Origin of the sequence: Chitinophaga sp. YR573 (genome assembly GCF_900110995.1) — a bacterium.
Taxonomy (GTDB): domain Bacteria; phylum Bacteroidota; class Bacteroidia; order Chitinophagales; family Chitinophagaceae; genus Chitinophaga.
In genome coordinates this window covers 124,631-143,404 of record NZ_FOJF01000003.1, presented here as the reverse complement: position 1 = coordinate 143,404, position 18,774 = coordinate 124,631, and the positions used below count along the sequence as shown (strand labels likewise).

The following is an 18,774-nucleotide window of genomic DNA, read 5'->3' as shown; positions in this document are numbered from 1 at the left end:
GCAACTGATTTAATTTAATAATAGATGATTCCTGTGATATTGAGATCAGGCCCGTGGAGGGTTCCAGCAGGAAAAGCTAAAGCTTTGGAGGGTAGAAGGTTGGTAAGCCGCGTAATGTGGTTCGTTTGTACTTTCAACGGCAGCCATCTGTAATGGCTTTTCGAGGATTACCGGAACGGAGCAGCTATGGCAGCTGTAAAAAGGAGAACAGCTCCCTTGTGGTTCTTTATGACTTCCGGCACTCATTTCCTGGTCTTCTGTACACTTATCGAAAGCGCAGCAGGGAATAACTGCCATCAGCAGTACATAAATGGATAATATGAGTGTAAGTATCTTCAAACCGGGTCAAATATAAAATATTCTGTACTTTATAAGGGGATAAAAGATTGCAACGTTGATGAATATTATGCCTTAAGACTCTCTGAAAGGCTTCGGAAGATACATCTGTTCCGCTTATCTTCCGTTAATTACGGAGGATAAACGGAACAGATGTATCTTCCGGGAGTGTTCCGAAGCTTTTAATGAGCTTATTACTCCGACCTCAAACTCTTCACCGGATTAGACAACGCCGCTTTTACAGACTGGTAACTAACAGAAAGGGACGCGATCAGTATGGCAATTACACCAGCAAAGAGGAACATCCACCAACTGATAGAAATACGGTAAGCGAAATTGTCCAGCCATTTGTTCATGATCAGCCAGGAAACTGGAAAAGCGATGGTCAGGGCCACCGCTACCAGTTTGATGAAATCTTTTGAGAGCATAGCCACAATGCCGGTGGCACTGGCGCCCAGTACTTTCCGCACACCAATCTCCTTAATGCGTTTTTGGGTAGCGAAAGTGGCAAGGCCAAATAATCCCAGGCAGGAAATAATAACAGACAGTACAGAAAATACGTTAAACAGTTTACCCATGCGTTGTTCTGCGATATATAAGCGGTTCAGGTCATCATCAATAAAACCCTGTAAAAAGGGGAAGTCGGGAAATATAGGTTGCAATATGTTTCTGACATCACTCATGCTGCGCTCAATACCTGCGGCCCTGGTCTTTACAACAATGAAGCCGGCGGTACCGTTGGCATAACCATCATAAGTTCTAAGGATAAGCGGTTCGATGCTCTGTTGTATAGGTCTGAAATTAAAATCTTTCACAACACCGATAATCTCTCCTTCCTGCTCATCTACTGTTATCTTTTTACCAACTGCAGTAACAATATCCATATTAAATTTCTTCAGCGATGTTTCGTTCACTACATAATTCTTACTATCTGCTATATCATCTTTCCGAAAAAATCTCCCGGCCAGCAGTTTCATTCCAAATACACGAACAAAGTTTTCATCTACCCAGATCTCCGGAGCAATCAGTAAAGTTTCCTGATTCATACCCGGCCAGGTTACCTTCTGACCAGTCTGCAGATCTGTGGGCAAATGACTGATCAGTGTATAATCAGTGATCTGGGATTGTTCACTCAATTTCGTTTTCAGGGCTCTGAAATTTGCACCGAAATCACCCGCATCAGGAACCTTGGTATACAACAGGTTATCCTTATTAAACCCGATATCACGGTGACGGATGTACTGCAGCTGGTTATATACTACAAGCGTACTGATGATTAAAATCACTGAAATAGAGAACTGCAATACTACCAGCCCGTTGCGGAAATAATTGGTACGTCCATGTAAATACTTTACTCCTTTTAACACCTTTACCGGGTTAAAAGAAGACAGGAAAAGAGCGGGATAACTTCCTGATATCACTCCCACTGTTACTGCAATGGCTAAAAGCAATCCTATATTTTTTATACTTAACAGGTTGATAGAAATGGATTTTGCAGCAAGTGTATTAAACAAAGGCAGCAATAATATCACCAGGCCAATACTGATCACCAGGGAAACAAGTGACAATAATAATGACTCGCTTAAAAACTGGAGTATCAATTGAAAACGTTGCGCTCCCACTGTTTTACGCAGTCCTACTTCCTTTGCCCGCTGGCCTGAAATAGCTGTAGACAAATTCATGAAGTTAATACAGGCAATCAACAGAATAAATATGGCTACCAATGAAAAAATAGTCACATACTGCTTATTTCCTCCACCCGCAACATCCATAAATAAACCGGGATGCAGATGAATATCGGGAAGGGCCTGCAAATTATACGTACTTTTTATATGAAAATTATCATTGCGGTCATGCATACTATTTACCTGCTTTTCCAGGGATGCGATGGCCACAGGATTTCCATCTGCGTGTTCATCTATCCACAGGTAACTGTATACATCAAAATTCCCCCATATCTCGGTGGGGTTCCTCTTCTTATCATACTGTTGTTTGGGCAGCAGCATGTCGAACTGCAGGTGTGAGTTATGTGGAATATCTTTCAGGATAGCATTCACTGTTAAAGTCAAAGGCGCACCTCCGGCATTATTCTCTAAACGAATCACTTTCCCCATTGCATTTCCAATACTTCCAAAATATTTCTTAGCTGCACTTTCTGTGATTACTATTTCATCTGGACCGGTAAGTAGGGTAGCTGGGTCTCCTTTAACAACCGGGTAATTGAACATTCTGAGAAAGTTCGAATCTGCGTAAAAGATATTCTTATCGTCAAACTTCTTATGATCGATGATAATAGTACTTTTTAAGGGAGAAATAGTTGTGGCCATTTTAACAGCCGGAATCTCCTTCTTCGCTGTTATACTCATTGGAATGGGCGTGATCGCCATATCCAGATCCGACACGTGTGATGTAATGCGATAGATATGATTAGCGTTCGTATTGAACTGGTCATAACTCCGCTCGTCCTGTACCCATAAAAAAATGAGAATACTACAGGCCATCCCTGTAGCCAGCCCAATGATATTTAATCCGGAGAATAATTTATTCCTGATCAGATTACGAAAAGCTGTTTTTAAATAGTTCCGGAACATAGCGGATAATTTATTTAATGGGCAGAGAGCTAAAAAAGGGCCACTTTGATATAATATTGATAATCAATCAGTAAAGATATTTATTTTGTAGAATAATGTCCGGCTTTGGTACGGAAACTGTCCGTAATTGAACATTATCCAAAATAATATTTTGCAAATTATACCAATTGGTATAATTTTACATCGTCTTAAGTGATTGATATGAGTAAAGCAGAAAAAACCAGGCAATACATTGTGGAGAAGACCGCTCCCATTTTTAATACCAAAGGGTATGCGGGAACTTCTTTAACAGATATGACCGAGGCTACCGGCTTAACCAAGGGGAGCATCTATGGAAACTTCGCCAATAAAGATGAAGTAGCATTAGCATCATTTGATTATAATTTTAAGAAAGTGGTCGCTATTATTAACCAGGAGATGGACAAAGAGAAGACCATCAAAGGTAAATTGCTGGCGTACATATATGTGTATGAGAACTTCATGAAACTGCCCTTCCCAAAAGGAGGATGCCCGTTGCTGAATACATCTACTGAAGCAGATGATACACATCCGCTGCTGAGAGAAAAAGTAGGCGAGGCGGTTACCAAATGGAAAAATAAAGTGACAGATTTTCTGAAAGAAGGCGCAGAGAATAAAGAATTCAAAATGCCGGCAAACCCTGATCAGTGGGCGCTGACGCTAATAGCTACCATAGAAGGTGCTATCATGCTGGTACAGGCAACCGGTAAACTGAACTACAGGAAACTGGTGTTACAATCAGTAGAAAAAATGATCCTCGATCTATAACTCTTTTTTTAATTATAATTATACCGATCGGTATAATAAAAAAACAAACAAAATGAAAACAACAAACAATACCGTTCTTATTACTGGCGGTAGCCTTGGTATTGGCTTTGAAATAGCTAAATCTTTATCTGAACAGGGTAATCATGTGATCATCACCGGCAGAAATGCAGAAAGACTGGAAAAGGCTGCTGCGCAATTAAAAAATGTAACACCTATCGTTTCTGATGTGGCCAATGAACAGGACCTTGATAAACTGGTACAGACACTAAACACGCAGTTTCCAAAGCTGAATGTAGTGATCAATAATGCAGGTAATGCATACACATATAAACTGGAAGAAGGTGTAAATGCTGCTAAGAAAGCAAAAGAAGAAATGCAGACGAATCTTTTCGCTATCATAGATCTGAATGAAAAATTATTACCGCTGTTGAAGAAACAAACAGAAGCAGCGATCGTTAACGTATCCTCTATAGTAGCGTTTGCTCCTGGTATTAATATTCCCGGTTACAGTGCCAGCAAAGCTGCGCTACACTCTTATACACAGGCGCTCAGACTAACACAGGAAAAAAGCAATGTGAAAGTATTCGAATTAATGCCTCCTCTTGTAAACACAACTTTCTCTGCTGAAATAGGTGGTGAAAATGGTATCCCTCCTAAAGTTGTGGCAGATGAACTGCTGCAGGCACTACAAACTGATAACTACGAAATCCGTGTAGCTGGTACAGAAGACTTCTACAAATTCTACCTCTCCTCTCCTGCCGATGCGCTGCAGGGTATGAACGCAAACAGATAAAAAATTTGACTCTTATTATACCGATTGGTATAATAAGAGTCTTTTAAGTTTCAACCATGAACAGAACAATATTGCTGGTTACCGTTATTGCTGCTGCAGTAATGGAACTGATAGATACCTCTATCGTTAATGTGGCGCTATCGCATATGAGCGGTAATCTTGGAGCTACCCTGGAAGATACTTCCTGGGTCATCACTTCCTACGCTATCGCCAATGTGATCATCATCCCTATCACCGGTTTCCTGGCTACCAAACTGGGAAGACGTAATTATTATATCGGCTCTATCATCGCCTTTACCTTCTTCTCTTTCATGTGCGGACAAGCCAGCAATATCTGGATGCTGATCGCTTTCCGTTTCTTACAGGGTATAGGCGGCGGTGCTTTACTGTCCGTATCACAGGCAATTGTGTATGAACTGTTCCCTAAAGAGAAAATAAATGTGGCCAGTGCGTTGTTCGGTATAGGTGTGTTCATTGGTCCTACAATTGGCCCTACTTTAGGTGGTTATATCACTGAATTCTATTCATGGCCCTGGATATTTTATATCAACATCCCTATCGGTATCACTGCGGCAGCTATATGTTATTCATTATTACATGAACCATTGATTAAACAAACAGCCGGAAAAGTAGACTGGCTGGGGATATTTTTACTGGCTATCGGGGTAGGTTCTCTGCAGACAGTATTAGAAAGAGGTGAAGTGGATGACTGGTTTGATGCTAATTATATCGTTGTTCTTTCCGTGATGGCTTTCTTTGGATTATTGCTGTTTATCTGGTGGGAATTAAGAACAAAAACACCTGTCGTCAATTTAAGGGTGTTGAGAAGTAAAAACCTGAGTGTGGCGGCTATACTTACCTTTGTCTCCGGCATAGGGTTGTTCAGCTCCGTATTCCTCACGCCGGTATTTTCACAACGGCTGCTTAACTTCACGCCTACACAAACCGGGTTACTATTGCTACCAGGGGCATTGCTGGCCATTGGCGGACTGATGATCTCAGCTAAATTACTACAACGTGGCATTTCTCCCGTAGTTATGATCACCACCGGGATGCTGCTGTTTATGCTGTTTAGCTGGCAAATGTCGAGATTGAGCCTGGATGCCAATGCAACGGATATCACGGTATCACTGATATGGAGAGCGATAGGACTGGCAGTCATTACAGTGCCACTGGCTTCGCTGGCCGTCTCTTCACTGGAACCGAAGGATATTCCGCAGGGGGCTGCGCTGAATAATATGATGCGACAGCTGGGCGGTTCATTCGGACTGGCAATTGTGAATACTTACCTTACACAACGGAATGCTGTACATCGTTCTGACCTTGTAGCCAATATTACTACGGATAATCCGCTGGCCGTGAAAAGGCTGGCTGACTATACCAACTTATTTATCAGTAAAGGTGCCGGATTACTGGAAGCTAAAGCACGGGCCTTGAGATTGATGGATCTGAATGTAACCAAACAATCCAGTCTGATGAGCTTTGATGATGCTTATCTGCTGATAGGACTTGTTTTCCTTATTTCGTTACCTATTCTTTTATTAGCTTCGAGGAGAAAAGGTAAACCGGTACAGGTGGCCTTGTCGGATCATTAATGAAAAATAACTACGATACAATAGCCAGGTATTATGATTTCCTTAGCAGGACAATCTTCCGGCGTTCTATTATCAATGCGCAGGTATGTCTTTTATCCTATATAAAACCCAATACCAGCGTATTGATTGTAGGTGGAGGGACAGGCTGGATACTTGAAAAGTTCCAGCCTGCAGGTCTTGAAATCACTTATGTAGAGATCTCTGAAAGCATGCTGGAGCTTTCTAAGAAAAGAATTCAACATAACAATGTTGAATTTATACATCAATCTATTGAAGATTTTACTCCCTCTCATCAATATGATATCATCCTCACTCCTTTCCTCTTTGATAACTTCTCTGCAACTAATGCTGCTGCTATTTTTGATAAACTACATGCTTCTCTGAAAACCGGTGGTAACTGGTTATTTGCAGATTTTATTGATGATCCTAAACAGTTATGGCAGCAGATCATGCTGAAAACAATGTACCTCTTCTTTAAGGTGTTTGCAAGAATAGAAGCCGGGAAACTGAATGATATGGATGACCTTTTCAGCCGTTATCAATATCAGAAAATCTTTGAGAAATTTCATTATGGCCGGTTTATATATTCCGCGGTGTATAGAAAAGAAGTATAGTTTAATAAAAAAGAGAAGCAGGTGCTTCTCTTTTTTATTTGTTAATTTTTGTTTTGGCCTAGATAGTACCTGCGCCTGGAATAGTGTCTGCGCCAGGAATAGTATCTGCGACTTTAATAATGCCTCCTCCTTTAATTGCTAACATAATTGTTGGTTTTTATTGGTTAACTAATTCTTCCATTTGTTTACTAAATTAGTAAACTCTTTCCATATTTCATGATCATTTTTTATTTTTCTTCTTTGCTCAATGAAGGAAAAATAGGTATCATAAAAATCAAAAAATATTTTCCTGAAATATTTTCTTACAAATTGTTCATCCATCAAATCCTCGTTAATGCCCACTGCTATTACTTCGAAATAATTCAGAATGCAGAATATTGATTTCCTGAATTCATAATTGATATTGTTCTCTACTATTCTAGTGAAAATCACAATGTCATCTTTCAATAACTGATACTCATATCTATTTTCAAATTCTTTACAAATTTTCACATACTCTATCATAGGAGAAGTATACCATTCTCCCATGATTTTATAAGTTGCTGAACATTTACTGATGCGAATATCATTACGTGTTTTCACCTGGTTAAATTCGTAAGTGAGAATCGAATACATGATCCCTATGATCACTAAACCACTGTTCATGATTTTAATGATCTCTGATTTTTTCAGATCAGGTTCTTCCATGTGTAGATAAAAAGCAAGAGATAATAATAAAAGAAAAGCGAGAAATACTAATACAGCTCTAAGGGCTGCATTATTCACAGATATATTGAGTAACATGACAATGGATATTATAAATCTAAAATAAGAAATTTCTATTATCCAGAATGGACAAATTTTATTTCTTAAGCTATGTTAATGGTTTTACTCACTGTTTTATACGATATTTGTTGTAACAAACAAAGCAGATATGGCAAGTTACATTTTACATAAGGCAGATACAAGGGGACATGCGGATCATGGATGGTTGAGTAGTCATCATACCTTCAGTTTTGCCAATTACTATAACCCGGAGAGGATGCAATTCGGCGCCCTGCGGGTGTTTAACGATGATAAGGTAGCCGGTGGAAGAGGTTTTGATGCCCATCCGCATGATAATATGGAGATTATAAGCATTCCGCTGGAAGGGGATCTGGAGCATAAGGATAATCTGGGGAATACCGAGATCATCCGGCAGGGAGATGTACAGGTGATGAGTACCGGTACCGGGGTGTTCCATAGTGAGTATAATGCCAATAAGGACAGACCCGTGTCTTTTTTACAGATATGGCTGTTTCCCAATCAGTTGAATGTGACGCCCAGGTATGACCAGATATCGCTGGACATTAAGGATAAGAAGAATCAACTGCAACAGATCATTTCGCCTGATAAAGATGATGCCGGGACCTGGATTTACCAGGATGCATGGTTTAATATGGGGCTGTTTGATAAGGGAAAAGAGGTTGATTACAAGGTAAAAAAAGAAGGTAACGGTGTGTATGTATTTGTATTAAGTGGCTCATTTACAATAGATGGGCAGGCTGTAGCTACAAGGGATGGTATAGGCGTTAGTGGTGCGGAGAATATTAGTATTGTAGCTACCGATGACAATGCCGAATTGCTGATCATGGATGTACCAATGCTTTAATAAAAAACATTATAAAAACTATACTATTTATGTCGATTAAGTTTGCTCATACGAAACACCAGGTAATAGATTTGATTAAGCACCGCTGGAGCGCCCGCTCTTTTGCAGAAAAGGCGATATCAGAAAAGGATATACAAACAATACTGGAAGCCGGTTCATGGGCTGCCAGCGCTAACAACTCCCAGCCATGGCGTTACGTCTATGCTCATAAGGGAACAGAAGGATTTGAGAAACTGCTGTCTACACTGGCTCCGGGTAATCAGCCATGGGCTAAAAATGCAGCAGTACTGATAGCAGGGATTGGTATCAGGGAATTACCGGATACTCAACAGAAGAACGCTTATTACCTGCATGATATAGGGATGGCTAATTCCTTTATATTACTACAGGCATCGAGCATGGATATTTACAGTCATGTGATGGCAGGATTCAGCAAACAGCAGATCTCAGAAAAACTGTCGCTGCCCGAGACTGAAGAGCCGGTTTGTATCATAGCACTGGGTTACCTGGATGGAGCAGAGAAACTGGAAGAGCCGTATAAATCAAGAGAGCTGGCGCCACGCAGCCGTAAGTCGCTGGGTGAATTTACCACTTTGTTAGACTAAAGAATATGCAGATCGATCAATTGAACATACTGGCGCTGGGCCGTAATCCGGAAATCATGCTGGTCATGAACAGGCTGCTGAATGCTCCTGCCGGATGGTATGGTGTAACAGCAAACACAGAGGAAGAAGTGCTGGCAGCTTTTGCCAAAACTTCTTTCCACATTGTATTATTGTGTGCTGGTGTAACACCGGAAGAAGAAGTACATTTAAAGGAACAACTGCTGGCGCTTAATCCGGCAGTTATTGTAAGACGGCATTATGGTGGTGGCAGCGGGTTGCTGAACAACGAAATCAAATTTGTATTAGACCAGGAAAATATTCAATTGGCCTCATGAAAAAGAATATTGCTCATATCCTTGCAGGAAAGGAAAAGCATATCACTCCAACAGAGAAGGTATTACAGCCCCTCCCTCATGCGGATTTCAGGTTTGCCAACCCGTTCATAGTATTGCATCATGGCGGACCGGATACTATTGCGCCGGGTTCGGATAACCGGATCATGCCACATCCACATCGTGGATTTGCACCGGTTACGTTCCAGTTGCAGGGTCAGGCACATCATAAAGACAGCACAGGGAATGATCAGATCATTAATGCAGGAGATGCACAATGGATGTTCGCCGGAAAAGGGATCTTACATAGTGAAGGGCCTTCTGAGAAATTACACATAGAAGGTGGAAAAACTGAACTGTTACAGTTATGGGTGAACGTGCCTGCTGCACATAAGTGGGATGATCCCCGGTATCAGTTTGTACATAAGGCAGAAATGCCTTTAATACTGGAACAGGAAGGGGTGAATATAAGACTGGTGAGTGGATCTTTTGACGGGAAAAGCGGACCAGTGAATATCTCATTTACACCTGTGATCAGCGCTGTGGGTGAGATTGCCAATGGTAAAGAAGTGGAGTTTGAAGTGACAGAAGATTACTGGACGCTGTTGTATGTTGTGCATGGAAGAGTAACAATTGATGAGATCACTCCTGTAGCGGAACATAACCTGATTGTATTTAAAAGAGAGGGCACCATGTTCTCTGTGGCAGCGAATGAGGATAGTCAGATATTGTTCCTTTCTGCTCAGGTGATAGATGAACCGGTGGCTGCGAAAGATAATTTCGTAATGAATACAAAAGAGGAGATTGATCAGGCGATGGCAGATTATAAGAATGGTATTTTTGGTACACTTGCAGATTAATTTTATGGAAGAAGTAGTATTAAGATTAAATCAGAAAAATCACGGGGCTTTTTACCTGATGCAGAATGGCGAACAGGTGGGAGAAATGGTGATTGGCGTGAATGATAAAAACCTGACGGTTTATCATACGGAAATTATGCCACAGGCAGAAGGTCACGGCCTTGCCGTGAAATTGCTGGATGCTATGGTGGCATATGCCCGCGAACATCACCTGATGGTGATACCGTTATGTGCTTATGTACATGCACAGTTCAAAAAACATCCGGATACATATGCCGATATATGGCAGAAACAAACAGGAGAATAAATAATATGCATACGAAGAAAGTTGTTACAGCAGGAAAGAAGATCAGTGAAGCATCCAAAGTGATGATCATGATTCATGGACGTGGTGCCAGTGCAGAAGATATTCTTTCCCTGGCGAATTACCTGCCGGTAAAAGATTTTGCGCTGATAGCGCCACAGGCGTCTGGTGGTACCTGGTATCCTTACTCTTTTATGGCGCCTCCGGCTCAGAATGAGCCTTATTTATCATCCGCTTTATCTGTGATAAAAGAGATTACAGCAGATGTTGTTGCACAGGGTATCTTACCTGAAAATATATACTTCCTCGGCTTTTCCCAGGGAGCCTGTTTAACGCTGGAATTTGTGACCAGGAATGCGACTAAATATGGTGGAGCGGTAGCGTTTACAGGTGGGTTGATTGGTGATAAGATTTATCCGGAGAATTATACAGGAGATTTTGGCGGTACGCCTATATTTATCGGGACCAGTAATCCTGATCCTCATGTTCCGGTGGACAGAGTACTGGCCAGTGAGAAAGTATTACAGCAGATGCATGCAGCTGTAACAGTGAAGGTATATCCGAATATGGGACATACTGTAAGTCAGGATGAGATTGAACAAGCGACGAAGCTGATCTTCTAAAGCTTTTTATACATCGAACTTTTCACTTTACTTAAGAATTCAGGAGATACCCCGATATACCTGGCAATCTGATGCTGAGGCACCCGCTGCACAATATGCGGGTACTTCTCTATAAATGCCAGGTATCTCTCTTCTGCCGTCTGGGAGACATTGGCATAGAAACGTTGCTGCAGCACGCCCAGAGAGCGTTGTACCATATGCCTGAACAACCTTTCGAACTTCGGCACCTCTTCAAAAAGCTTCGCTTTATCTTCGTAGTTGATCATCAACAGTTCACAATCTTCCAGTGTTTCGATGAACTGTATGGAAGGTTTTCTTTCTGAGAAACTGGACAAATCACTTACCCACCAGTCTTCCACGGCAAATAACAATATTGTTTCTACCCCTTCTTTGTTGACGTAATACGTACGGATACACCCTTTTAATATATAAGCCTCAAAGTCACAGACCTCCCCTTCCTTCAGCAGGAAACTTTTCTTTTTCACCTTTTTATATTGCAGCAGGGAGTGGAATACTTCCAGTTCTTCTGGTGTAAGTTGTATGTCCCTCGCTACAAACTGGTCTATCCTTTCGAACATAAGTTGTCTTAAAATTGTCTTAAAATATCCGATTTAACTACAATAATAAGCAAATGAAGCGTATCTATGAGCTACCACTCCTGTATAAATCATCTGCTTATTCTATCTTAGCATATATTTTGACATAATTTTGTACTAAATAATAATTCCGCATGGAATCTTCACGAGTTAAAAAGTTATCCCGTTTAAAGTGGATCTTACCAGTCATTCTGCTGGGAGTATTAACCAGTGCTGCTTATCTTCCTACAGAATGGCCCGATAAGGTGACCAATGCTCTGGATTTATTCGGCAAACGCTTCCCACAGGAAAAAGTATACCTGCACCTTGACAAAGATTATTACGCTTCCGGCGAAACGATCTGGTTCAAAGCATATATCATGGTACAGGGCCTGCCCTCTCTTGGCGCCAGTAACCTTTACGTGGAACTGCTGGACAAAAGCGGGGCCATTATCATGAAGAAACGTATTATGGCAGGTGGCGCCGGCGCTGCAGGCGATATCGAACTACCTGAAAATCAGAAACCTGGTCAGTACCAGATCAGGGCATATACCGCCTGGATGCTGAACTTCGACCCTGCTTTCCTGTACTACAGGAACATCGAAGTATTTGATGCCAGGAACCGTACCCCTTCTACCACTAAGGATAGTGTGCTGCCCCGCGATTTTGCCGTGCAGTTCTTCCCCGAAGGTGGTGACCTGCTGGAAAATATACCTACACAGGTAGCCTTTAAGGCGGTCGATCAGAATGGCTATCCTATTGCGGTAAGCGGAAATATCCAGAATAATAAGGGCAAAACCATTGCCACCGTACAGACGCTACACGATGGTATGGGTTCTTTCGAACTGACAGCAATTGCCGGGGAAACTTACCATGCAGCAGTGAAGAGCGCGAATGGCCAGGAGAAGGATGTGATACTGCCTGTGGCTAAAAATACCGGGGCCGGTCTGAAAGTATACAACAGGGGCACACGCATTTTCTACCAGGCTTCACCTGCAAATATAGAAGATACGACCTATGACCGCTTATTCTTAGTGGCTCAGATGCAGCAACAGCTTGTGTACAGGGCCTCTCTGAAAGTCTCTGACGGCAGAATCAGCGGCTTTATTCCTACAGCCAGCATCCCAAGCGGCATTTTACAGCTGACATTATTCAGCGCTGATGGGAAACCGTTGTCTGAACGACTGGTATTTGTAAAGAAGAATGATCAGCTGGTGATCAATCTGAAAAATCCTTATATCAATACGGATGAAAGATCCAAGAATAAGATTGAGATAGAAATACCGGATACTTTAAAAACGAGTTTATCTATTTCTGTTACGGATGCAGACCTGGTGATGGAAGATCCTGATGAGAATAATATCTACTCCAATCTCCTGCTCACTTCAGACCTGAAAGGATATATTTATAATCCGGCCTGGTATTTCTCAGATACGTCTAAACTGGCAACAGATGCACTGGACCTGGTGATGATGACCAATGGATGGAGAAGGTTCAGCTGGGAAAAGATCATCAATAATGATTTACCTCAGATCCGCTTCCCTTATGAACAGGGGATTGCTATAAAGGGTACTGCCTATGTGGAAGGTCGTGTTCCGCTGAACAACGGAAAGATTTCTATGATCCTGAAACATCCGCTGGATAGTACTACTGCCTTTACCTCTGCTACTACCAACCAGATGGGAGAATTTACTGTAGATAATTTACAGTTCATGGATACACTGGATATATATTATAAAGGCAGTGACAAAGACAAATCGAAAGCGGTAAACGTAAAATTCAATTCTCATTTCTTTGATAACTATGTAGCGCTTAAGTCTCCCTACCCTTTCCGGGTTCCGGCTCCTTTAGATAAAAGCGTGCTGACCAACTTCCTGAATGCGGCGAATGAAAGTAACCGGGTAAACAGGGCTATCAGTAACAGAACGATCATGCTGAAAGAAGTGAATATCAAGGAAAGACGTGTTGCTCCTGAAGAGACGATTGATAAGAAATATGCTTCGGGTATGTTTGCCGGTGGTGATGGGTATTCATTTGACCTGACTAAAGAAGCGCCTACTTCCTTTAACGTGTTTCAGTATTTACAGTCGAGAGTAGCTGGTTTGCAGATAACCGGGGATTATAATAACCCGACCTTATCCTGGAGAGGTGGTACGCCCACTTTGTACCTGAATGAGATGCCGACACAGAAGGATATGATCAGCAGTCTGAATATCAATGACATTGCGTTGATCAAGGTATTCCGTCCTCCTTTTATGGGAGGTTTTGGCGGTGGCGCCGGTGGAGCGATTGCCATTTATACCAAGAAAGGCGGAGATAGTAATGATCCGGCAGTGAAGGGCTTTGAGCTGTATAAGAAAGGTGGATATAGTATACTGAAAGAGTTTTACTCACCGGATTATTCTGTAAGGAAAGAAGTACATGCGCTGGCAGATAAACGACTGACACTTTACTGGAATCCAAGTGTGAATGTGGATTCTGCTTCTCATACGGCAAAGATCGCTTTTTATAATAATGACTTCACCAGGCATTTCAGGGTGATTGTAGAAGGGATTGCAGAAGATGGTCGCGTGGGACGTGTAGAAGATACTTTTTAAGGATTAAAAAGCTCCATTCAACAGGCTCCGGTAGGAGCCCCGTGTTTGTAGCAATATCTATATCTCTTTAATTGACTCCGTAGGAGTCCCCTTCTAAATAACTAATAGAAGGGGACTCCTACGGAGTCTGTGTTTTGTTGTTTAATCTGTTTTCTACAAACACGGGGCTCCTACCGGAGCCTATTGTGTTTTGTTATAAATTCTGGCTTTTAGTTCACTCCTTCCTCTTTTGTTTTTAATATTTCTACCTTTACCGGCGGATCAGCGTACAATTATATGGATTCTCCGAGGGCGGCACGAATAGCGATTACATTATTCTTCTTTATTTCCGGGTTTGGATATTCTTCCTGGGCTTCGAGGATTCCTGATATCCAGCGGAAATTAGAGCTCAATGAGGCGCAACTGGGGTTTGTCCTGTTTGCCTTACCGCTGGGGCTGATTCTTACCCTGCCAGTTACCGGTATGCTTTTAAGGAAGTTTAGTAGTCGTAATATTATGATGCTGGGCGCCATGATATTTAACCTGATGTTATGCCTGCTGGGATTTGTGACTAAGAGCTGGCAACTGGTGATCGTGTTGTTTTGCTTCGGATCCTCCCGCAACCTGATGAATATCTCTATGAATGCACAGTCTGTGGGTGTGCAGGCGCTCTTCCCCAGGTCTATCATTACTACTTTTCATGGGGTGTGGAGCCTGGCTGGTTTTGCCGGAGCTTTACTTGGGTTACTCATGGTGTACATGCAATTCCCTACCTACTGGCACCTGCTTTTTGCAGGTACTTCCATGATCATTTTAGGACTTTTCTTCTTCCCTACCACCTTACATCAGCCTCCTTCTACCGGAGGCGGTGGCAAACGCCTGATATTACCGGATAAACACCTGTTAAAGTTCGGTTTCATCTCTTTTGCGGTGATGGCCTGTGAGGGTACTATGTACGACTGGAGCGGGATCTATTTCCAGAAAGCGGTACATGCTATCTCAACCGTGGGATATGTGGCCTTTATGATCGCTATGGCCGGCGGAAGGTTCAGCGGTGATATACTTGTTAACAGATTGGGGATTCCTGTTATTATAAAATTCAGCGGCCTGCTTATATTGTGTGGGATGCTGCTGGCAGCAGCAATGCCTTTTCCCATTCCTGCGGGGATAGGATTTATGATGATAGGCTTAGGTACATCCTGCGTGGTACCACTGGTATTCAGTATGGCAGGCAGGTCTAAAAATATGAGCAGCGGATCAGCTATAGCGGCGGTATCTACAGTGGGGTATCTTGGTTTTTTAATAGTACCACCTGTGGTAGGGTTTTTAGCTGAAGCAGCGGGATTACGCTGGGCATTTGCCACTGTGGCCTGCCTGGGCTTAGTGATTAGCTGGCTGATAAGACATGTTAAAGAAGAAGCTTAATATATGGAATGTATCATTTTCGATTGTGATGGTGTATTGGTAGATAGTGAGGTGATCAACAACAGGGTGTTACTGGAGATGACGGCCGAATTTGGAGTGAGTATGGACCTTACAGAGGCTGTTGAAGAGTTTAGCGGGATCAGGCTGAAAGAGGCTATCAAAGCTTTACAGCAACGTGCCAGCCGCCCTTTTCCGGAGACTCTGGAGCAGGATTTCCGGGCCAGGACTTATGAGATATTTAAGAAAGAGATGAAGGCCGTACCGGGAGTAAAAGCAGTGCTTGAAGGGTTGAAGATTCCTTTTTGTGTGGCATCCAGCGGGCCGGTGGAGAAGATAAAACTGAATCTTACTGTGACTGGTCTGATTCCTTATTTTGAGAACAGGATTTTTAGTGGATATGATATTGGCAGCTGGAAACCAGATCCGGGGGTATTCCTGTATGCGGCGGAGAAGATGGGATTTGATCCTTCTGTTTGTGCAGTGGTGGAAGATAGTAAGGCGGGGATTACAGCAGCAGTGAGAGGTGGGTTTACTCCTTATGGTTATGCGAAACCTTTTAATGGGAAAGAGCTGGAGAAAGAGGGAGCAAAAGTTTTTTATGATATGAGTGAGTTACCAGGATTGTTATCATTATAAACTATCATGGCTGCATAACGCCCATGATGACTAACAGATACAGGTTTGCCTTCTAAAAAAGGAATCCCGTATTCATCTTTGCTGATGTTCCATTGTTCCCTTTGCCCTGTATAGACTTCCAGGGTATCAAATAACTCAGATCTTTCTACTGCGATGGTATGAATACAGTTACCTGTCTGATAAGTTTTAAAAGGGTATAATGTGCCTTCGTAAGTAACGAAGTTTTCTTCTGAACATTGATATTTAAGAGGGGCGTAAGTTCTTATACGAGATAACCTGTTGATGATCTTGTAAACGGCTTCTTTGCGGCTCCAGAGGAGCCATACCATTAACGTGGAATTTTCAGCATTTGCAATCATTGATTGCTCCTGAGTAGTAAAGATTTTATCCAGATAACCGGGGCGTTGCCAGTGGCTCTCCTGTGCAGCAAGATCAAGATCTACTATATCATTCCCTATCACTGTATGAAGAGTTTTATAATCATTGCCCGGCGAGTTTTGTTTCGATGATCTCCATGGCCGCTTTTACAGTAAGCATACGTTCCATGGAATCATTATCAATAACAATATTGAATTTCTCTTCTACATCCAGAATGATATCTACAAGGTTAGCAGAATTGATCTTAAGGTCTGTTACAAAGTCAGTGTTTTCGCTGAGGTTATTCAGTGCCTCTTCATCTTTCGTATAAGGCTTTACGATATCCTTGATTGCAGCGATCAACGTTTCTTTATTCATCTATTTATATTTCTTTAAAATTATACAGGCATTGACATCCCCAAATCCAAAACTGGCTTTGGCGATCAAATTTAATTCTTTATACAGCAACTGCATCGGTATTTTTTCTTCGTCAACAATGGCGCTGATAGCAGGATGAAGGTCTTCACAATTGATATTTGGAAACAGGAAGTCTTCTTTTAACTGTAACACTGCCGCTACCAGTTCTATACTTCCCGAAGCACTGAGGCAATGACCAATCATAGATTTCAACGCATTGATATAAGGGAAATCTTTTCCCTTACGGCCCAGTGCCACACTCCAGTTTTCTATTTCCAGCGCATCTTTACCGGTGGCAGTAAGGTGACCATTGATAGCATCAATTTCCTGGGCGCTAACACCGGCATGGTGTAAAGCCCCGGTAATGCAGCGTTGCACAGCCATGCTGTTAGGCGCTGTCATGCTACCATCTCCGCGTTGCCCACCGGAATTGACATGGCCACCCAGCACTTCTGCATAGATAGGTACTCCCCTTTCCAGGGCACTGTCCAGCGATTCCAAAAGCAGGGCACCGGCACCGCTGCCCGGTACGAAGCCACTGGCAGTAGCACTCATCGGGCGTGAGCCCGCAGCAGGATTATCGTTGTGTTTGAAGGTGCATACTTTGAGGGCATCGAAGCCGCCCCAAATATAAGGTCCGCTATCGCTGGTACTACCGGCAAGCATACGTGTTGCCCGTCCGGATACGATGCGTTCATACGCCATCAGCAGGCTTTCTGCGCCGGTGATACAGGCAGATGAGTTGGTAGTGACCTGGTTACCCAGTCCCAGCTTTCCACCCAGCCAGGCGCTGATACCGCTGGCCATGGTCTGTGGTACTACGGTGCTGCCCAGACGGCGTACCTGCAGGTCATCTACTTTATAGATGGCCTCCCGCAGTTTATCTACACCGGCGGAACCGGCGCCAAAGATAGTACCACTGTCCCAGTCGGGTTCACCGGAACTGATGGGCAGTTGGGCATCTTTCCAGGCGTCTATACCGGCGATGAGACCGTAGAGGATACCGTTGCTATTGAAGTTGCGTAGTTCTAATGGGTCTAAGTAAGCCAGTTGCAGGCTTTCAGGGACATCGGGTTTGCCATTGATCTGACAGGAGAACTGTAAGGTTTCGAGTTGAGGATCATGACGGATGCCGGAGAGGCCGGTCTTGATAGCAGTTCTGAATGCAGGGATGCCTACCCCGTTGGGAGCAGCTACACCTAATCCTGTTATGACAACCCGTTTACGCATCGGTTTTGAGAATCATACCGGAAATAGTACCGCTACATACCTCTTTTCCTTCTTTGTTCTGCAGTTTTACTTTACACTTCAGTTTACCAAAACGGAAATACACTTTTTCGGAAATGACCGTTACTTTTTCTCCCGGGAAAACAGGCAATCTGAACGCTACTTCTGAGGAAGTGAGTGCAAACGATCTTCCTCTGCAGGATTCCATATCAGCCGTGATATAGATACCCAGGCAAACCAGTCCTATCTGTGCCATTGTTTCTGTAAGCAGCACGCCTGGCGTAACCGGGTATTTTTTAAAATGCCCTTTATAACAATCCATTTCTGCATTAAAAGTATAATGACCTCTGACACTGTTCTGATCGATATAATCCAGTCCGTCTACAAACAGAAAATCGGGTCCATAGGGCAAGCATTGCAAAATTTCTTCTATAGTCATGTATAAGCTGATATGTGATGCTCCTTTAGCAAAAATAATAGGTATTTAAATAA

21 protein-coding genes are annotated in these 18,774 nt (G+C 42.7%); 13 read left to right on the top strand and 8 right to left on the bottom strand.

The annotated features are described in order from the left end of the window. Positions 1-45 precede the first annotated feature (45 nt). Together BMW86_RS27060 and BMW86_RS27055 are read right to left on the bottom strand one after the other, a co-directional pair. The gene (locus BMW86_RS27060; RefSeq protein ID WP_089786087.1) at positions 46-339 is read right to left on the bottom strand and encodes a DUF6660 family protein; all 294 of its coding nucleotides are present in this window, start codon (positions 337-339) and stop codon (positions 46-48) included. A 191-nt stretch (positions 340-530) separates the two neighbouring features. Further along, positions 531-2,927, bottom strand: a complete 2,397-nt coding sequence (locus tag BMW86_RS27055) for an ABC transporter permease (protein WP_089786085.1) — start codon at positions 2,925-2,927, stop codon at positions 531-533. A gap of 201 nt (positions 2,928-3,128) precedes the next feature. Between BMW86_RS27055 and BMW86_RS27050 the strand changes: the two genes are divergently transcribed. Genes BMW86_RS27050 through BMW86_RS27035 form a run of 4 tightly spaced genes read left to right on the top strand, consistent with a single transcriptional unit; the run spans position 3,129 to position 6,715 of the window. Then, entirely contained in the window at positions 3,129-3,713 is a 585-nt protein-coding gene (locus BMW86_RS27050) for a TetR/AcrR family transcriptional regulator (RefSeq protein WP_089786083.1), read from the top strand. A 52-nt stretch (positions 3,714-3,765) separates the two neighbouring features. Next, positions 3,766-4,506: an SDR family oxidoreductase gene (locus BMW86_RS27045; protein ID WP_089786081.1), complete on the top strand. Its 741-nt coding sequence runs from the start codon at positions 3,766-3,768 to the stop codon at positions 4,504-4,506. 56 nt (positions 4,507-4,562) lie between these two features. Beyond that, on the top strand, positions 4,563-6,101 hold the full coding sequence (locus BMW86_RS27040; protein WP_089786079.1) for a DHA2 family efflux MFS transporter permease subunit: 1,539 nt from the start codon (positions 4,563-4,565) through the stop codon (positions 6,099-6,101). After that, entirely contained in the window at positions 6,101-6,715 is a 615-nt protein-coding gene (locus BMW86_RS27035; RefSeq protein ID WP_089786076.1) for a class I SAM-dependent methyltransferase, read from the top strand. The genes BMW86_RS27040 and BMW86_RS27035 overlap by 1 nt, the downstream gene beginning before the upstream one ends. 168 nt (positions 6,716-6,883) lie before the next feature. Here the strand turns inward: BMW86_RS27035 and BMW86_RS27030 are convergent, their stop codons facing one another. Next, positions 6,884-7,498 carry a DUF4760 domain-containing protein gene (locus tag BMW86_RS27030; protein ID WP_089786074.1) on the bottom strand — a complete coding sequence of 205 codons (615 nt, stop codon included), beginning with the start codon at positions 7,496-7,498 and terminating at the stop codon, positions 6,884-6,886. A 130-nt stretch (positions 7,499-7,628) separates the two neighbouring features. On the opposite strand from BMW86_RS27030, the gene BMW86_RS27025 reads away from it, so the two are divergent. The 6 genes from BMW86_RS27025 to BMW86_RS27000 are packed head-to-tail and all read left to right on the top strand — an operon-like array spanning position 7,629 to position 11,069. After that, a complete protein-coding gene (locus tag BMW86_RS27025) occupies positions 7,629-8,345 on the top strand; it encodes a pirin family protein (RefSeq protein WP_089786072.1) in 717 nt (238 codons plus the stop codon). A gap of 29 nt (positions 8,346-8,374) precedes the next feature. Further along, the gene (locus BMW86_RS27020) at positions 8,375-8,950 is read left to right on the top strand and encodes a nitroreductase family protein (RefSeq protein WP_089786070.1); all 576 of its coding nucleotides are present in this window, start codon (positions 8,375-8,377) and stop codon (positions 8,948-8,950) included. Positions 8,951-8,955: 5 nt separating this feature from the next. Beyond that, the gene (locus tag BMW86_RS27015) at positions 8,956-9,285 is read left to right on the top strand and encodes a hypothetical protein (protein WP_089786068.1); all 330 of its coding nucleotides are present in this window, start codon (positions 8,956-8,958) and stop codon (positions 9,283-9,285) included. Continuing rightward, positions 9,282-10,142, top strand: a complete 861-nt coding sequence (locus tag BMW86_RS27010) for a pirin family protein (protein WP_089786066.1) — start codon at positions 9,282-9,284, stop codon at positions 10,140-10,142. The genes BMW86_RS27015 and BMW86_RS27010 overlap by 4 nt, the downstream gene beginning before the upstream one ends. Before the next feature lie 4 nt (positions 10,143-10,146). Next, on the top strand, positions 10,147-10,449 hold the full coding sequence (locus tag BMW86_RS27005) for a GNAT family N-acetyltransferase (RefSeq protein ID WP_089788154.1): 303 nt from the start codon (positions 10,147-10,149) through the stop codon (positions 10,447-10,449). 5 nt (positions 10,450-10,454) lie between these two features. Continuing rightward, the gene (locus BMW86_RS27000) at positions 10,455-11,069 is read left to right on the top strand and encodes an alpha/beta hydrolase (RefSeq protein ID WP_089788152.1); all 615 of its coding nucleotides are present in this window, start codon (positions 10,455-10,457) and stop codon (positions 11,067-11,069) included. On the opposite strand, the gene BMW86_RS26995 is transcribed toward BMW86_RS27000, so the two are convergent. Then, complete coding sequence (locus BMW86_RS26995) at positions 11,066-11,647, bottom strand: Crp/Fnr family transcriptional regulator (RefSeq protein WP_089786063.1); 582 nt, start codon at positions 11,645-11,647, stop codon at positions 11,066-11,068. The two genes, BMW86_RS27000 and BMW86_RS26995, sit on opposite strands and share 4 nt — an antisense overlap. Before the next feature lie 152 nt (positions 11,648-11,799). On the opposite strand from BMW86_RS26995, the gene BMW86_RS26990 reads away from it, so the two are divergent. From BMW86_RS26990 to BMW86_RS26980, 3 genes are all read left to right on the top strand, one after another. Further along, a complete protein-coding gene (locus BMW86_RS26990; protein WP_089786062.1) occupies positions 11,800-14,241 on the top strand; it encodes a hypothetical protein in 2,442 nt (813 codons plus the stop codon). A gap of 276 nt (positions 14,242-14,517) precedes the next feature. Then, positions 14,518-15,645, top strand: a complete 1,128-nt coding sequence (locus BMW86_RS26985; RefSeq protein WP_089786060.1) for an MFS transporter — start codon at positions 14,518-14,520, stop codon at positions 15,643-15,645. A 3-nt stretch (positions 15,646-15,648) separates the two neighbouring features. Continuing rightward, complete coding sequence (locus BMW86_RS26980) at positions 15,649-16,281, top strand: HAD-IA family hydrolase (RefSeq protein ID WP_089786058.1); 633 nt, start codon at positions 15,649-15,651, stop codon at positions 16,279-16,281. Here BMW86_RS26980 and BMW86_RS26975 read toward each other — a convergent pair. From BMW86_RS26975 to BMW86_RS26960, 4 genes are read right to left on the bottom strand one after another with little or no spacing between them, the layout of a single operon-like run. Beyond that, entirely contained in the window at positions 16,242-16,742 is a 501-nt protein-coding gene (locus BMW86_RS26975) for a 4'-phosphopantetheinyl transferase family protein (RefSeq protein ID WP_089786056.1), read from the bottom strand. The two genes, BMW86_RS26980 and BMW86_RS26975, sit on opposite strands and share 40 nt — an antisense overlap. Positions 16,743-16,761: 19 nt before the next feature. Then, positions 16,762-17,016, bottom strand: coding sequence for an acyl carrier protein (locus tag BMW86_RS26970; protein ID WP_089786054.1), 255 nt, complete (start codon positions 17,014-17,016; stop codon positions 16,762-16,764). Beyond that, positions 17,017-18,285, bottom strand: a complete 1,269-nt coding sequence (locus BMW86_RS26965) for a beta-ketoacyl-[acyl-carrier-protein] synthase family protein (protein ID WP_089786052.1) — start codon at positions 18,283-18,285, stop codon at positions 17,017-17,019. Further along, complete coding sequence (locus BMW86_RS26960; protein WP_089786050.1) at positions 18,278-18,721, bottom strand: 3-hydroxyacyl-ACP dehydratase FabZ family protein; 444 nt, start codon at positions 18,719-18,721, stop codon at positions 18,278-18,280. Before BMW86_RS26960 ends, BMW86_RS26965 begins: the two co-directional genes overlap by 8 nt. Between the last annotated feature and the right edge of the window lie 53 nt (positions 18,722-18,774).

What these genes read in the sequence shown, in the direction of transcription:
- BMW86_RS27025 (WP_089786072.1), top strand. Translation starts at nt 7,629, where the DNA reads ATGGCAAGTTACATTTTACATAAGGCAGATACAAGGGGACATGCGGAT.
- BMW86_RS27050 (WP_089786083.1), top strand. Translation starts at nt 3,129, where the DNA reads ATGAGTAAAGCAGAAAAAACCAGGCAATACATTGTGGAGAAGACCGCT.
- BMW86_RS26990 (WP_089786062.1), top strand. Translation starts at nt 11,800, where the DNA reads ATGGAATCTTCACGAGTTAAAAAGTTATCCCGTTTAAAGTGGATCTTA.
- BMW86_RS26985 (WP_089786060.1), top strand. Translation starts at nt 14,518, where the DNA reads ATGGATTCTCCGAGGGCGGCACGAATAGCGATTACATTATTCTTCTTT.
- BMW86_RS27020 (WP_089786070.1), top strand. Translation starts at nt 8,375, where the DNA reads ATGTCGATTAAGTTTGCTCATACGAAACACCAGGTAATAGATTTGATT.
- BMW86_RS27045 (WP_089786081.1), top strand. Translation starts at nt 3,766, where the DNA reads ATGAAAACAACAAACAATACCGTTCTTATTACTGGCGGTAGCCTTGGT.
- BMW86_RS27000 (WP_089788152.1), top strand. Translation starts at nt 10,455, where the DNA reads ATGCATACGAAGAAAGTTGTTACAGCAGGAAAGAAGATCAGTGAAGCA.
- BMW86_RS27030 (WP_089786074.1), bottom strand. Translation starts at nt 7,498, where the DNA reads ATGTTACTCAATATATCTGTGAATAATGCAGCCCTTAGAGCTGTATTA.
- BMW86_RS27015 (WP_089786068.1), top strand. Translation starts at nt 8,956, where the DNA reads ATGCAGATCGATCAATTGAACATACTGGCGCTGGGCCGTAATCCGGAA.
- BMW86_RS27035 (WP_089786076.1), top strand. Translation starts at nt 6,101, where the DNA reads ATGAAAAATAACTACGATACAATAGCCAGGTATTATGATTTCCTTAGC.
- BMW86_RS27005 (WP_089788154.1), top strand. Translation starts at nt 10,147, where the DNA reads ATGGAAGAAGTAGTATTAAGATTAAATCAGAAAAATCACGGGGCTTTT.
- BMW86_RS26980 (WP_089786058.1), top strand. Translation starts at nt 15,649, where the DNA reads ATGGAATGTATCATTTTCGATTGTGATGGTGTATTGGTAGATAGTGAG.
- BMW86_RS27010 (WP_089786066.1), top strand. Translation starts at nt 9,282, where the DNA reads ATGAAAAAGAATATTGCTCATATCCTTGCAGGAAAGGAAAAGCATATC.
- BMW86_RS26965 (WP_089786052.1), bottom strand. Translation starts at nt 18,285, where the DNA reads ATGCGTAAACGGGTTGTCATAACAGGATTAGGTGTAGCTGCTCCCAAC.
- BMW86_RS27055 (WP_089786085.1), bottom strand. Translation starts at nt 2,927, where the DNA reads ATGTTCCGGAACTATTTAAAAACAGCTTTTCGTAATCTGATCAGGAAT.
- BMW86_RS26960 (WP_089786050.1), bottom strand. Translation starts at nt 18,721, where the DNA reads ATGACTATAGAAGAAATTTTGCAATGCTTGCCCTATGGACCCGATTTT.
- BMW86_RS27040 (WP_089786079.1), top strand. Translation starts at nt 4,563, where the DNA reads ATGAACAGAACAATATTGCTGGTTACCGTTATTGCTGCTGCAGTAATG.
- BMW86_RS26995 (WP_089786063.1), bottom strand. Translation starts at nt 11,647, where the DNA reads ATGTTCGAAAGGATAGACCAGTTTGTAGCGAGGGACATACAACTTACA.
- BMW86_RS26970 (WP_089786054.1), bottom strand. Translation starts at nt 17,016, where the DNA reads ATGAATAAAGAAACGTTGATCGCTGCAATCAAGGATATCGTAAAGCCT.